Below are 13323 nucleotides of genomic sequence, written 5' to 3'. Positions count from 1 at the left end.
CCCTCGGCCCTCGACCCTTCCGGGCACACCGCCCCCGACCAGGCCTCGGGTGGACCTGGGGCACCCGTTCACGGCAAACTGGTCTAGACCTCGAAGGTCTAGACCTCATACGCGCCTCAGAACGGTGGACCCAGTATGGAAATCGTGATCGTCCCAGACGCCCCAGCGGCCGGCGAACTCATCGCCGCGGCGATCACCGATCTGCTGACCGACAAGCCCGACGCCCTGCTCGGCGTGGCGACCGGCTCGACCCCGCTGCCGATCTACCAGGCCCTCGCCGCGCGGGTCGGCGACGGCCGGCTGGACGCCTCCCGGGCGCGCATCTGCCAGCTGGACGAGTACGTCGGCCTGCCTGCCGGCCACCCGGAGTCCTACCGCTCGGTGGTGCTGCGCGAGGTCGTGGAGCCGCTCGGCCTGACCGAGGGCTCCTTCCTGGGCCCGGACGGCAACGCGACGGACATCGCCGCGGCGGCCACCGCCTACGACCGCACGCTGGCCGAGGCCGGCGGCGTCGACCTCCAGCTTCTCGGCATCGGCACGGACGGCCACATCGGCTTCAACGAGCCCTGCTCCTCGCTGGCCTCCCGGACCCGGATCAAGACCCTGACCCGGCAGACCCGCGAGGACAACGCACGCTTCTTCGACAGCATCGACGAGGTCCCGCACCACGTCATCACCCAGGGCATCGGCACCATCCTGGAGGCCCGCCACCTGGTGCTGCTCGCCACCGGCGAGGCCAAGGCCGAGGCCGTCGCCCTCTCCGTCGAGGGCCCGCTGTCCGCCGCCGTCCCCGCCTCGGCGCTCCAGTTGCACCCGCACGCCACCGTGGTGGTCGACGAGGCCGCCGCCTCCCGCCTCAAGCTCGCCGACTACTTCCGCGACACCTACGCGGCCAAGCCGGCCTGGCAGAAGCTCTGAGCACTCCCGCGGCGCAGCCGTGACGGCCGGGGCGCCGGCCACCGATCCCCTCGGTGGCCGGCGCCCCGGCCTCGTCGTGTCGGCGGGTGCCAGAGTGCGGCGGGTGCCGGAGTGCGGCGGGTGCCGGAGTGCGCCGGTCAGCGCTTGCGGAGCCAGGCGGCGAAGGCGTCCAGGGCCGGGCCCGGGTCGCGGCGGCCGAGGCCGATGCGGAAGCGGTCGGTCGGGGTGGGGGTCAGCTCGGAGCGGAAGATGCTCGCGGGCAGCAGGATGACACCCGCCTGTTCGACCAGCCCCGTGCAGAAGTCCTCCACGCCGTCCGCCCCGAGGTAGCGCGGGAAGGCGACGCAGCCGCCGTCCGGGGCGCGCCACTCGAAGAGGTCGGCGAACTCGGCGAAGAAGGCGTCGAAGAGCGGCAGGTTCTCGGCGATGATGCCGCGGTTGCGCGCCAGGATCCGCTCCCGGGCGGTGATCGCGATCCGGGCCAGCACCTCGCTCGGTGCCGAGTTGCAGATCGTGGTGTAGTGCTTGGCCCGTTCCAGGCGGGCGCGCAGCTCCTTGTCCCGGCAGGCGATCCAGCCGATCCGCAGGCCGGGCAGGCCGAGCGACTTGGACGTGACGTTGAGGGAGAGGGCCCGCTCGGAGAGGTCGGCGGCCTGCGGCAGGGTGCGAGCCGGGTCGCGCTCCAGGCCGCGGTAGACCTCGTCCGAGAAGACCCGGATACCGCGCTCGTCGCAGATGTCGACGAGCCGGGCGAAGTCGGCGGCGTCGATCACCGCGCCGGTGGGGTTGTTGGGGAAGTTGACCGACAGCACCTTGGTGTTGGGGCGCAGCGCCGCCTCGACCGCGTCGAGGTCGAGCGCCCAGTCCTGCCGCTCGTCCAGGGCGACGCCGGTGACCTCGCACAGGGAGAGCGGGATGGTCTCGGCGGACTGGTAGTTGGGGGTCACCACGACCGCGTGGTCGTCCGGTTCGAGCAGCACCCGCATGGCGAGGTTGAGCCCCTCCTGGGCGCCGCCGAAGCAGAGCACGTCGTCCGCGTCGACCCGCTCGTACATCCCGGCGATCGCCCGGCGCAGCCCGGGGTCGCCGAAGGTCTCGGTGTAGCCGAGGGCGAGGGTGTCCCAGGCCTCGCGGTCCTCGGGGCCGGCCAGGGCGAGCAGCTCGGCCATCGTCATGGTCTGGGCGTCGGAGGCGGTGAGGTGGTGGGGGGCGGTGAACTCCCAGCGCGAGAGGTGGGTTTCGAGCCGGAATTCGGGGAGCTGGGGCATGGGAGCTGTTCCTTCCTGAGGCCTGCGGGGCTGCGGGGCCTACGGGTCCTGCTGTCCTACGGGGCGGCGAGGCCTGCGGGGCTCACGGGCCTGCGGGGCTTCACGGGTGGGCGGGGCTCACGGGCCTGCGGGGTGCTTGAGCTCGGCGAGCAGGCTGTAGGCGGTCGAGCGGGAGATCCGCAGCGCGGTGGCGACGACGGGGACGGCGCGTCGGACGGCGAACACCCCGGCCTGGTCGAGTTCGTGCAGTACGGCGAGCCGGTCCTCGCGGGTGAAGCGCTCCAGCGGGCGGCCCTGCGCGCGGACGTGGGCGCCGATGACGTCGTTCATCCGCTCGGTCCAGTCGCGTTCGAAGAGCGGTTCGGGGCGCGGCGCGGTGGGGGCGGCGAAGCCGGCCAGGAGGGCGGCGGCCTGTTCGAGCGGGCCTCGGTCGAGGTTGACGCAGAGCACCGCCGAGGGCCGTCCGGCGTCGTCGCGCAGTACGGCGCTGACGGAGGAGAGCCGGCGGCCGTCGGGCAGCGACTTCTCGTACGGGCCGTAGACGTCGGGGGCGGAGGGGTCGACCTCGTCGAGTTCGCCGAGCATCGACGGGTCGCCCGGGGCGCGGGGGGTCATCGGGTTCCAGATGGCGAGCACCCGGTCGGTGGCGGGGTCGTGCAGCACCACCTCGGCGTACGGGCCGAGCAGCAGGGCGACCGCGCGGCAGACCGGGGCGAAGGTCCGGACGCGCGGGTCGGTGTTCTCCGAGGGCATGTCTGGACTGTACGTCCAGATCGGACACTTAGTCCAGAACCGCCGACGGCCGAGGCCCTGCCGGAACGGTCCGGCAGGGCCTCGGCGCGCGGGTGAGCGGCAGGTCCTACGTGCAGGTGATCGACAGCCCGAGGACGGAGGAGCAGCTGCGGGTGTCCCGGCTGGTGCCGGGCGACGGGTCGGCGGGCGCGCCGGCGGAGCGGGCCACGGTGACGTCCCAGCTGCGGACCAGCGAGAACAGGCCGACCTTGATCGAGAAGTGCCGGGTGGCGGTCGCGCCCTTGGCGAGCGGTGCGGCCAGCGTGCAGGTGAGCTTCCCGGCGGCGATGGCGCAGTCGGTGGAGGTCGCGGTCAGCCCGGCGGGCAGGTCGGCGGCGACGGTGGCCGCGGTGATCGGGTCGGGCCCCTGGTTGGTGAGGGTGATCGTGTAGTCGACCCGGCTGGCGAGCAGCTGGGTCACCGGGGTCGCGGTGAGCGCGACGCCCAGGTGGGCGCTGGGCGCGGCGTAGGTGAACCGGTCGGCGGTGACGGCCGCGCTGGTGCCGCCGGGCGTGGTGACCTGGACGTCCACCGGACCGGTCACGGTGGTGGCGGGGGCGGTCGCGGTGCAGCGGGTCTTGGTGCAGCTGAACGAGGTGGCCGCGCCGGCCGCGCCGAAGGTCACCGCGGTGGCACCGTTCAGGTCGGTGCCGGTGACGGTCACCGTGGTGCCGCCCGTCCCGGAGCCGCCGTTCGGGGTGATCGCGGTCACGGCCGGTACGGGCAGCGGGAAGTGCAGCAGCTGGACGGCGCTGCCGGTGAAGTCGGCGAGGTAGCCGTGCCGCCCGTCGGCGGCCAGCGCCAGGGTGTACGGGCTCGCGCCCACCGGGACGGTCGCGGTGACGGTCCGGCTCGCGGTGTCCACCACGCTCAGCGTGTTGTCGGCGTAGTTGGACACGTACGCGGCCGAGCCGTCCGGGGCGACGGTGACGGCGTACGGGCCGGCGCCGACCGGGACGGTGCCGAGGACCGTGTTCGCCGCGGTGTCGATCACGGCCGCCGTGCTGTCGTCGCCGTCGGCCACCCAGAGACGGCTGCCGTCCGGGCTGAGCGCGAGGCCGAAGGCGCTGTGGCCGACGGGAACGGTGGCGCTCACCGCGCTGCCCGCGGTGTCGACGACGTTCACCGCCTTGTCGCCGGAGGCCGCGACGTACAGCCGCTTGCCGTCCGCCGAGACGGCCAGCCCGTGTGGCTCGGCGCCGACCGGGACGGTCGCGGTCACCATGTTGGACGAAGTGTCCAGCACGCTCACAGTGTTGGCGGCGGCGTTGCTCACATAGGCGCGCGAGCCGTCCGGCGAGAGGGTGAGTCCCCAGGGCTGGGGGCCGACCGGGACGGTCGCGGTGACGGTGTGGCTCGCGGTGTCCACGACGCTGACCGTGTTGTCCAGGTGGTGCGTCAGGTAGGCGCGGTGCCCGTCGGGCGAGAGGGCGACCGCGTAGGAGCCGGTGCCGGCGGTGAAGCTGCCGCTCACGGTGTTGCTCGCGGTGTCCAGCACGCTGACGGTGCCGCTGCTCTGGCTGGTCACGTAGGCGTGGCCGCCGTCCGGCGCGAGGGCGACGCCCGCCGGGTAGGGCGCCACCGGCACCTGGGCGGTGACGGTCGGCGGCGGTGCGGCGGCCTGGGCGGTGGCGGGCTGGGACAGCAGTGCGGCCGTGGCCGCGGCTATCGCGGTCACGGCCGTCAGGGTCCGGCGGGGGGCTCGGCGTGTTCTCACGGTCTCTCCAAGCGGTCGGCGATACGGGCGGTGCTGCTGGGCTGCTGGGCCGCGGGTCACGTGTGGTACGTCACATGCGGGTGGGCGATGTGGGCCGCACGGGCACCACGCGAGGGGCGGCCCGGGGCCGCACGAAGCGTAGAAGCCACCCTGACTGCCCGTCAGGGAGTGACAACTAATGTCGCCAACTGTTCAGATTCGACCGATTCACCGGGGTAGCCCCCGGGCCGAACGGTTCAGGATCGTGCAGGAAATTGGAGTTTTGGAGTCGTATTAGATAGCGTTTCGAACGTGAGGCTGACCAAGAGCACCGACATCGCCCTCCGGATCGCCATGCGGCTGGCCGTGCTGGACGAGGGCGACAACCCGACCACCCGCGAGGTGGCCGAGTCGGTCGGCGTGCCGTACACCCACGCGGCGAAGGTGGTCAGCCGCCTGCAGCACTTGGGGGTGCTGGAGGCTCGGCGCGGTCGCGGCGGCGGGCTGATGCTCACCTTCGCCGGGCGGACCGGTTCGCTCGGGCTGCTGCTGCGGGAGCTGGAGGGGGTCGGCGACGTGGTCGGCTGCGAGGACGACCCGCCGTGCCCACTGCGGGCCGCGTGCCGGCTGCGCGGGGCGCTGCGCAACGCCCAGGAGGCGTTCTTCGCCGCGCTCGACCCGCTCTGCGTCGACGACCTGGTCGCCGCGCCCACCGGGCCGGTCCTGCTCGGCCTCGGCACCGGACCCACCGACTGATCACCCACCGATCGCACCCGCCCATCGGGGTCGCGCGCCACCGCACGGCCTTTAATACGCATCTCAGATGCCAGTTAGGAGCCCGACTGATGCTGTCCGCGAAGTCCACCGAGGTCATCGAGGCCACCCTGCCCGTCGTGGGCGCCGCCATCGGCGACATCACCCCGCGCTTCTACGACCGGCTGTTCGCCGCCCACCCCGAGCTGCTGCGCGACCTCTTCAACCGGGGCAACCAGGCCAACGGCACCCAGCGCGAGGCGCTGGCCGGCTCGATAGCCGCCTTCGCCACCGCACTGATCGCCCACCCGGACCAGCGCCCGGACGCGATGCTCGCGCGGATCGCCCACAAGCACGTCTCGGTCGGCATCGACAACGAGCAGTACAAGGTCGTCCACGAGCACCTGTTCGCCGCCATCGTCGAGGTGCTCGGCGCGGCCGTCACCCCCGAGGTCGCCGCCGCCTGGGACGAGGTCTACTGGCTGATGGCCAACGCGCTGATCGCCATCGAGAACCGGCTGCGCGCCGAGGCCGCCGCGGGCGGCGGCCCGGCCGACCTGTGGCGCCCCTACACCGTGGTGACCCGCTACCAGGAGACCGACACCGTCACCAGCTACCTGGTCCGCCCGGCCGACGGCCGCCCCGTCCCCGCCTCCCGGCCCGGCCAGTACGTCTCCGTGCGCACCGAACTGCCCGACGGTGCCCGGCAGATCCGCCAGTACAGCCTCTCCGGCGAGGCCGACGGCGCGCTGCGCTTCACCGTCAAGCGCGAGGCCGGCGGCGAGGTCTCCGGCCACCTGCACGACCACCTGCGGACCGGCGACACCGTCGAGCTCTCGGCCCCGATGGGCGACATCGTCCTCACCGACGGCGACGGCCCGGTCCTTCTCGCCTCGGCCGGCATCGGCAACACCCCGATGACCGCGATGCTCGACCACCTCGCCGCCACCGGCTCCACCCGCCGGATCGTCTCGGTGCACGGCGACCGCGACCAGCTCGGCCACGCCTTCCGCGCCGACCTGGAGCAGCTGACCGCCAAACTGCCGAACGCCACCGCCCACGTCTTCTACGAACAGCCGCTCGGCGAGTGGCCGGCCGAGCGCACCGGGCTGGTGGACCTCGCCTCCGTCGAGGTTCCGGCCGGCACCACCGCCTACCTCTGCGGCCCGCTGCCCTTCCTGCGCGCCGTCCGCCCGCAGTTGCTGGCCGCGGGCGTCCCGGCGGCGGACATCCACTACGAGGTGTTCGGCCCGGACCTGTGGCTCGGCGCCTGACCTCCGGCTCCGGCAGCTGACTTCGGCTCCGGCGCCTGACCTCCGGTTCCCGCAGCTGACCTCCGGCTCCGGCACCCGACTTCGGGCGCAGGAGCGCGAGTTCCCCCCACGGCACCGGTCCGCTCGATACGATCACGAGCGGTCCGGTGCCCGATCACGAGCGGGCCGGTGCCGTACGACCGGAGGGAGCCCGGATGCGGGTCGCGCTGTTCGCCACCTGCGTCAACGACGCGCTGTACCCCGCCACCGCGATCGCCACCGTGCGGCTGCTGGAACGCCTCGGCGTGACGGTGGAATTCCCCGCCGGGCAGACCTGCTGCGGGCAGCCGCAGTACAACACCGGCTACCGGAAGGGCTGCGAACCGCTGGTGCGGCGCACGGCCCGGGCCTTCGCCGGATACGACCACGTGGTCACGCCCTCGGGTTCCTGCGTGGCGATGGTCCGCGACAACTACCCGCGGATCGGCGCCCGGGCCGCCGCCGACGGCCGCGGCACCGAACTGGCCGACCTCGCCGCCGACTTGGCGCCCCGGGTGTACGAGCTCACCGAGTTCCTGACCGACGTGCTCGGCGTCGAGGACGTCGGCGCGTACTTCCCGCACACCGTCACCTACCACCCCTCCTGCCACGGCCTGCGGCTGCTCGGCCTGGGCGAGCGGCCGCGCCGACTGCTGCGCGCCGTCCGGGCGTTGGAGCTGGTCGAGCTGCCCGGCGCCGAGGAGTGCTGCGGCTTCGGCGGCACCTTCGCGGTCAAGAACGCGGCGGTGTCGGCCGCCATGGCCGCCGACAAGGTCGCGAACGCCCTCGGCACCGGCGCCCGGGTGCTGTGCGGCGCCGACAACTCCTGCCTGCTGCACCTCGACGGCACGCTGCGCCGCCGGGGCGAGACGCTTCGCCCGCTGCACCTGGCGGAGGTCCTGGCCAGCACCGAGGAACACCCCTGGGGGCCCGCGTGACGCAAGCGTTCCTCGGCATGCCCGCCTTCCCCGAGGCCGCCGCCCGGGCCGTCCGGGACGAGCGGCTGCGCGCCAACCTGCGGCATGCCACCCACACCATCCGTGACAAGCGGGCCCGGGCGGTCGCCGAACTCGCCGACTGGGCGGAGCTGCGCGAGGCCGGGAAGGCGATCAAGGACCACACGCTGCGCCATCTCGACCGCTACCTGGTGCAGTTGGAGGAGTCCGTCACGGCGGCCGGCGGCACCGTGCACTGGGCCGCCGACGCCGAGGAGGCCAACCGGATCGTCGCCGGCCTCGTCCGGGCCACCGGAGAGACCGAAGTCGTCAAGGTCAAGTCGATGGCCACCCAGGAGATCGGGCTGAACGAGGTGCTCGCCGCCGAGGGCATCACCGCCTACGAGACCGATCTCGCCGAGCTGATCGTGCAGTTGGGCGACGACCGCCCCTCGCACATCCTGGTGCCCGCGATCCACCGCAACCGCGCCGAGATCCGGGAGATCTTCGCCGAACGGATGGCCGCCTGGGGCCGGCCGGCGCCCGAGGGCCTCACCGACTCCCCCGCCGAACTCGCCGAGGCCGCCCGGCTGCACCTGCGGGAGAAGTTCCTGCGCGCCCGGGTGGCCGTCTCCGGCGCCAACTTCATGGTCGCCGAGACCGGCACCCTGGTCGTCGTCGAGTCCGAGGGCAACGGTCGGATGTGCCTCACCCTGCCGCGCACGCTGATCTCCGTGGTCGGGATCGAGAAGGTCGTGCCGACCTGGCGGGACCTGGAGGTCTTCCTCCAACTGCTCCCCCGCTCCTCCACCGCCGAGCGGATGAACCCCTACACCTCGATGTGGACGGGCACGAGCGCGGGCGACGGCCCGTCCGAGTTCCACCTCGTGCTGCTGGACAACGGCCGCACCGCCGCGCTCGCCGACCGGGTCGGCCGCCAGGCGCTGCGCTGCATCCGCTGCTCGGCCTGCCTCAACGTCTGCCCGGTGTACGAGCGGGCCGGCGGGCACGCGTACGGCTCGGTGTACCCGGGCCCGATCGGCGCCATCCTGACGCCCCAACTGCGCGGCACGGCAAGCCCGGTGGACGCCTCACTGCCGTACGCCTCCTCGCTCTGCGGGGCCTGCTACGAGGTGTGCCCGGTGGCGATCGACATCCCCGAGGTGCTGGTGCACCTGCGCGAGCGGGTCACGGAGCAGGGCGGGCACCCGCTGGAGCGGGCGGCGATGGCCGCCGCCGGGTACGTGCTGGACCACCCGGCGGCACTCGCGGCCGCCGAACGGCTGGCCGGGCGCACCCGCGCGCTGCACCCGCGCCGGCTGCCCGGGCCGGGGCGCGCGTGGACCGACACCCGGGACCTGCCGGAGGTGCCCGCCGAACCGTTCCGCGACTGGTGGCGGAGGAACCGCACGTGAAACCGCACACGACCGCACGGGAGTCGATCCTCGCCCGGATCCGGGCGGCGCTCGGCGACGCCGCCGGGATGGACGAACAGCCGCTGCCGCGAGGCTACCTGGCGGCGCACGTGCCGACGGACGCCCCGGCGGCGCTGGTCGACCTGCTGCACCGTAACCTGGCCGAGTACCGGGCGCGGGTGCACCGGTGCCGCGAGGACGAACTGCCGCGGCGGATCGCCGGGTTGCTGGCCGAGCGGGGCAGCCGGACGGTCGCCGTGCCGGACGGGCTGCCGTCCGGGTGGCTGGCCGCGACCGCCCCCGCCGTCGAACTCGTGCCGGACGACGGGACGCTCACCGCCGCCCGGCTCGACACCGTGGACAGCGTGGTCACCGGCTGCGCGCTGGCCGTCGCCGAGACCGGGACGATCGTGCTGGACGCGGGGCCGGGCCAGGGGCGTCGGCTGCTCTCGCTCGTCCCGGACCACCACGTGTGCGTCGTCCGGGCGCCGGAGCAGGTCGTCGCCTCGGTGCCGCTCGCGCTGCCGCGCCTGGATCCCCGGCGGCCGCAGACCTGGATCTCGGGGCCGTCCGCGACCAGCGACATCGAACTCGACCGGGTGGAGGGGGTGCACGGGCCGCGCACCCTGGAGGTGCTGCTGGTCGGGCCGGAGCTCAGGCCGGCCTGAGCTCCAGGGTGCAGCACTTGGCCCCGCCGCCGCCCTTCAGCAGCTCCGAGACGTCCACCGGTATCGGCTCGTAGCCGTGTTCGGCGAGGCGGCCCGCCAGGTTCTTGGCCGTCTCCGGCAGCAGCACCCGGCGGCCGTCCGAGACCGCGTTGAGCCCGAACACCTCGGCGTCGGCGCGGTCGGCGAGGATGGCGTCCGGGTAGAGCGCGCGCAGCACGGCGCGACTGTCGGCGTCGAAGGCCTCCGGGTAGTACATGACGTGGTCGTCCGAGAGCACGGCCAGCGCGGTGTCCAGGTGGTAGAAGCGCGGGTCGACCAGGTTCAGGCTGACCACCGGGACGCCGAACAGCTCGCCCGCCTCGGCGTGCGCCGCGCGCGAACTGCGGAAGCCCGTCCCGGCGAGCACCCGGTGGCCCACCACCAGGTGGTCGCCCTCGCCCTCGTTGACGTGCCCGGCGCGGCGCACCTCGCGGTAGCCGCGCTCCCGGAACCAGGCCTGGTAGGCGTCCGACTCGGCGGCGCGCTCCGGGTAGCGGAAGGTCGCCACCAGTGCCCGGCCGTCCAGCACGGTCGCACCGTTCGCGGCGTAAACCATGTCCGGCAGGCCGGGCAGCGGGTCGATCAGCTCGACGGTGTGGCCGAGGCGGCGGTAGGTCCGGTGGAGCCGCTCCCACTGGCGCAGCGCGAGCGCGGTGTCGGTGGGCTGGGCCGGGTCCATCCACGGATTGATGGCGTAGTCCACGGTGAAGTGCGTCGGCCTGCACATCAGGTAGCGCCGTGGCCGGGCGGTGCGCTCCGGGGTCTGCGTGGGCATGGGTCAACCGTCCTTGGATCGCGGGGTGGCCCGGGTTCCGCCGGTACGGAACACCGCGCTGTTGCAGAGGCGGCTGCCCCGGTGGCACCGTTCGCACACCCGCGCGGGCGCCCCCGGTGGACGCACGCCCCCGCGCACCCGGCGCGAGCACCGGCGCACGAACGCTCCGCCACTGTGGGCGCTGTCGGCGTGGTGGCGCTCTCGGCGCTCTCGGCATTGTCGGCGCTGCCGGCGCTCTCGGCGCTCTCGGCATTGTCGGCGCTGTCGCCGCTGCCGGCGCTGCCGGCGGGCAACCGTGGTGGGCGGGCCGCCGGTCAGGCCCGCGTGGCTACCAGCGGAGCGCGGTGAAGTCCACCGGCGCGGGCCGCAGCGTCCGGCAGCGTTCGGCGAGGGAGCGCAGCCGGCGGTCCGCCTCCTCGGCGGGCATCCGGCGCCGGTCCCCGTGGCCGGGCAGCAGCCACTCGAAGCGGAGCACGCCCAGGCTGCGCTCCAGCGAGGCGGCCTGCTCCTCGATCGAGTACCAGGTGATGGCCTCCTGCACCTCCACGTCCTCGGTGGTGCGGGACCAGTACAGGCTGTCGCCGCTGAAGCAGTACCGCTCCTCGGCGACGAAGAGCACGCTGCCGCGGGTGTGGCCGGGGAACGGGTGGGCGACCAGGCCGGGCCCGATCTCCACCGGCTCGGTGCCGCGCAGTACCCGGTCCGCGTCGGGCACGGCCTCGAGGTCGCCCTCGTGGATCCAGAGCCGGGCGCCGAGCCGGTCGGCGTACTCCCGGCCGTGCCTGGCGTGGTCGCGGTGGGTGAGCAGGATGTCGGTGACCGGGCCGAGTGCGGCGTAGCGGGCGGCGAGAGCCTCGCTGTAGCGGGGCGTGTCGACCATCACCCAGCCGGTGGGGCGGCGGCAGAGGTAGGAGTTGGCGCCCGCGGTCCAGCGGGAGTTGTGGCCGAGCAGCAGCACGTCGTCGTCGAGCGCGAGCGGGAAGGGGTCGCCGGCCGGGTCGAGTGGGCCGGAGCCGGGGCGGATGGAGCGGGTCGGGCAGGCGTGGGCGGCGGCCCGCAGCTGTCGGCGCTCGGCCTCGTCGCGCGGTTGGCGGACCAGCTCGGACCGGCCGGCGTGCTCGCGGACCAGGTCGGGCGCGAGCTGCCGGGCGGCGTCGCAGTTGGTGCAGCGGTCGTCGATGGACCACTTCTCGGGTACGTCGGAGCGCGTGTCGATGGCCATGGATGTTCTCCCCCGGGAGGACGGCGACCCGGGCGGTCGCTCCCTTCGAGCATCGGCCGGTCGGGCCCAAAAGCGATAGGGGGTAAGGATCTTGTTCTTTCCGGGGTGCGGCGCTCTGAGCCGCGAGGAGAGCCGACGAGGGTACGTGGTCCATCTCACGTGCGGCCGGGGCGACCTACGGTGGCGTAGGTCACTTGATTGGGTGAACTATCTCTTTCATGCCGTACCTCCAGGAGACCCTTGACCTCAGCTCGTACGCCGCCCTCGGGGACAGCTTCACCGAAGGCCTGAACGACCCCGGTGTCGACGGCAGGTTCGCCGGATGGGCCGACCGCCTGGCCGGGCTCCTCGCCGCCGGGCGCCCGCCGGGCGCATTCCGCTACGCCAACCTGGCGGTGCGCGGCCGACTGTTGGACCAGATCGCGGCCGAGCAGGTGCCGCAGGCCCGCCGGCTCCAGCCCGACCTGGTCACCTTCTGCGCCGGCGGCAACGACATCCTGCGGCCGGGCAGCGACCCGGACGAGGTGGCCGAGCGCTTCGAGGCCGCCGTCGTCCAACTCGTCGAGTCCGCCGGGACGGTGCTGATCTGCACCGGCTTCGACACCCGCGAGGTGCCGCTGCTCAAGCACCTGCGCGGCAAGATCGCGACCTACAACGGGCACATGCGGGCCGTCGCCGACCGCAACGGCTGCAAGGTGGCCGATCTGTGGTCGCTGCGCGCGGTGCAGGACCGCCGCGCGTGGAGCGAAGACCGCCTACACCTGTCCGGCGACGGCCACCAGCGGGTCGCCCTGCTGGCCGCCCGCTCGCTGGGCCTGGCCACCGAGCAGGACCCGGAGGCGCCGTGGCCGGACGCCCCCGTGCTCACCCCCGCCGACCAGCGGCGCGAAAACCTCCAGTGGGCCCGTGAGTACCTGATCCCCTGGGTCGGCCGACGCCTGCGCGGCGAGTCCTCGGGCGACCATGTCGAGGCCAAGCGGCCCGACCTGCTTCCCCTCTGACGACCGCGTCACATTGTTCTGACGACTCGTCAGGTCGCTCCGCCGGGTGCTGCGCCGCGAACGGCCCGCAGCACCCGGTGGAGCAGCACGGCAGCGCCCGCGCCGACCAGGTACCAGAACAGGTCCGGCGGGTTGAACGTCGAGCCGAGGACCAGCCGGACGAGCATGCTCCGGCGACCCCAGGCGTCCGGCAGCCCGGTGAGCTGGAACAGCTCCACGGCCCAGCTCAGCGCGGCCGCCAGGGCGGCGGCCCGGGCCGGCTGGATCCTCGGCGCGACCAGCACCACCAGCGCGTACACCAGGACGGTGTAGAGCGCGTCCCCGGCGTACTTGGCGACGTCCCCGCCCGCCACCGCCCGCACACCCAGACCCGCGGCCACCGTCACCACGGCTGCTGCCCCTGCGGCCGTGCGGGCACGCAGGTTCCCCCCAAGATCATCCACGGGCCCACGCTACCCCGCTGCGGTGGCACCCGCGTCGTCCGGGGCGCGTCGGCGGTCAGGGGCAGGCAGCGCACGGACGGGGCGGACGGGTACGGGTGGGGGCGAT

General features: G+C 73.8%; 13 protein-coding genes. 7 read left to right on the top strand and 6 right to left on the bottom strand.

The window, feature by feature from the left end; translation table 11 throughout:
• Positions 1 to 135: 135 nt before the first annotated feature.
• The gene (locus tag ACZ52R_RS15155; protein ID WP_465618085.1) at positions 136 to 918 is read left to right on the top strand and encodes a glucosamine-6-phosphate deaminase; all 783 of its coding nucleotides are present in this window, start codon (positions 136 to 138) and stop codon (positions 916 to 918) included.
• Between the two features lie 137 nt (positions 919 to 1055).
• On the opposite strand, the gene ACZ52R_RS15150 is transcribed toward ACZ52R_RS15155, so the two are convergent.
• The 3 genes from ACZ52R_RS15150 to ACZ52R_RS15140 all read right to left on the bottom strand — a co-directional run bounded on the left by ACZ52R_RS15150 (position 1056) and on the right by ACZ52R_RS15140 (position 4656).
• Positions 1056 to 2186 (bottom strand): aminotransferase class I/II-fold pyridoxal phosphate-dependent enzyme, encoded by a 1131-nt coding sequence (locus tag ACZ52R_RS15150; protein WP_465618083.1) that lies wholly within the window; start codon positions 2184 to 2186, stop codon positions 1056 to 1058.
• Positions 2187 to 2303: 117 nt separating this feature from the next.
• On the bottom strand, positions 2304 to 2939 hold the full coding sequence (locus ACZ52R_RS15145; protein WP_465753554.1) for a helix-turn-helix transcriptional regulator: 636 nt from the start codon (positions 2937 to 2939) through the stop codon (positions 2304 to 2306).
• 106 nt (positions 2940 to 3045) lie between these two features.
• Entirely contained in the window at positions 3046 to 4656 is a 1611-nt protein-coding gene (locus ACZ52R_RS15140) for a virginiamycin B lyase family protein (RefSeq protein WP_465753553.1), read from the bottom strand.
• Between the two features lie 330 nt (positions 4657 to 4986).
• Between ACZ52R_RS15140 and ACZ52R_RS15135 the strand changes: the two genes are divergently transcribed.
• The 5 genes from ACZ52R_RS15135 (at position 4987) to ACZ52R_RS15115 (ending at position 9737) form a co-directional block, all read left to right on the top strand.
• Positions 4987 to 5430, top strand: a complete 444-nt coding sequence (locus ACZ52R_RS15135) for an RrF2 family transcriptional regulator (protein ID WP_465618077.1) — start codon at positions 4987 to 4989, stop codon at positions 5428 to 5430.
• A gap of 89 nt (positions 5431 to 5519) precedes the next feature.
• The gene (locus tag ACZ52R_RS15130) at positions 5520 to 6701 is read left to right on the top strand and encodes a globin domain-containing protein (protein ID WP_465753552.1); all 1182 of its coding nucleotides are present in this window, start codon (positions 5520 to 5522) and stop codon (positions 6699 to 6701) included.
• Positions 6702 to 6895: 194 nt separating this feature from the next.
• Complete coding sequence (locus tag ACZ52R_RS15125) at positions 6896 to 7657, top strand: (Fe-S)-binding protein (RefSeq protein ID WP_465753564.1); 762 nt, start codon at positions 6896 to 6898, stop codon at positions 7655 to 7657.
• 17 nt (positions 7658 to 7674) lie between these two features.
• Positions 7675 to 9069: a LutB/LldF family L-lactate oxidation iron-sulfur protein gene (locus ACZ52R_RS15120; protein WP_465753563.1), complete on the top strand. Its 1395-nt coding sequence runs from the start codon at positions 7675 to 7677 to the stop codon at positions 9067 to 9069.
• A 68-nt stretch (positions 9070 to 9137) separates the two neighbouring features.
• Complete coding sequence (locus ACZ52R_RS15115) at positions 9138 to 9737, top strand: LutC/YkgG family protein (protein WP_465618267.1); 600 nt, start codon at positions 9138 to 9140, stop codon at positions 9735 to 9737.
• Here ACZ52R_RS15115 and ddaH read toward each other — a convergent pair.
• Both ddaH and ACZ52R_RS15105 read right to left on the bottom strand, forming a co-directional pair.
• Complete coding sequence (ddaH, locus tag ACZ52R_RS15110) at positions 9724 to 10551, bottom strand: dimethylargininase (RefSeq protein WP_465618073.1); 828 nt, start codon at positions 10549 to 10551, stop codon at positions 9724 to 9726. The genes ACZ52R_RS15115 and ddaH overlap by 14 nt on opposite strands.
• A 328-nt stretch (positions 10552 to 10879) precedes the next feature.
• Positions 10880 to 11773 carry a 4Fe-4S domain-containing protein gene (locus tag ACZ52R_RS15105; protein WP_465618069.1) on the bottom strand — a complete coding sequence of 298 codons (894 nt, stop codon included), beginning with the start codon at positions 11771 to 11773 and terminating at the stop codon, positions 10880 to 10882.
• A 218-nt stretch (positions 11774 to 11991) separates the two neighbouring features.
• On the opposite strand from ACZ52R_RS15105, the gene ACZ52R_RS15100 reads away from it, so the two are divergent.
• Positions 11992 to 12774: an SGNH/GDSL hydrolase family protein gene (locus ACZ52R_RS15100; protein ID WP_465618067.1), complete on the top strand. Its 783-nt coding sequence runs from the start codon at positions 11992 to 11994 to the stop codon at positions 12772 to 12774.
• 29 nt (positions 12775 to 12803) lie between these two features.
• Here ACZ52R_RS15100 and ACZ52R_RS15095 read toward each other — a convergent pair whose 3' ends face one another.
• Positions 12804 to 13217, bottom strand: coding sequence for a ribosomal maturation YjgA family protein (locus tag ACZ52R_RS15095; RefSeq protein WP_465618065.1), 414 nt, complete (start codon positions 13215 to 13217; stop codon positions 12804 to 12806).
• Positions 13218 to 13323 lie beyond the last annotated feature (106 nt).

This window comes from Kitasatospora sp. NPDC034023, from assembly GCF_055575795.1.
The sequence above is the reverse complement of the archived record's forward strand: the minus strand, read 5'-3'. Positions and strand labels throughout refer to the sequence as shown.

Excerpts from the sequence above, each read along its gene's own strand:
- ACZ52R_RS15155 (WP_465618085.1), top strand. The coding sequence starts at position 136 with ATGGAAATCGTGATCGTCCCAGACGCCCCAGCGGCCGGCGAACTCATC.
- ACZ52R_RS15150 (WP_465618083.1), bottom strand. The coding sequence starts at position 2,186 with ATGCCCCAGCTCCCCGAATTCCGGCTCGAAACCCACCTCTCGCGCTGG.
- ACZ52R_RS15145 (WP_465753554.1), bottom strand. The coding sequence starts at position 2,939 with ATGCCCTCGGAGAACACCGACCCGCGCGTCCGGACCTTCGCCCCGGTC.
- ACZ52R_RS15130 (WP_465753552.1), top strand. The coding sequence starts at position 5,520 with ATGCTGTCCGCGAAGTCCACCGAGGTCATCGAGGCCACCCTGCCCGTC.
- ACZ52R_RS15125 (WP_465753564.1), top strand. The coding sequence starts at position 6,896 with ATGCGGGTCGCGCTGTTCGCCACCTGCGTCAACGACGCGCTGTACCCC.
- ACZ52R_RS15120 (WP_465753563.1), top strand. The coding sequence starts at position 7,675 with ATGCCCGCCTTCCCCGAGGCCGCCGCCCGGGCCGTCCGGGACGAGCGG.
- ACZ52R_RS15115 (WP_465618267.1), top strand. The coding sequence starts at position 9,138 with ATGGACGAACAGCCGCTGCCGCGAGGCTACCTGGCGGCGCACGTGCCG.
- ddaH (WP_465618073.1), bottom strand. The coding sequence starts at position 10,551 with ATGCCCACGCAGACCCCGGAGCGCACCGCCCGGCCACGGCGCTACCTG.
- ACZ52R_RS15105 (WP_465618069.1), bottom strand. The coding sequence starts at position 11,773 with ATGGCCATCGACACGCGCTCCGACGTACCCGAGAAGTGGTCCATCGAC.
- ACZ52R_RS15100 (WP_465618067.1), top strand. The coding sequence starts at position 11,992 with ATGCCGTACCTCCAGGAGACCCTTGACCTCAGCTCGTACGCCGCCCTC.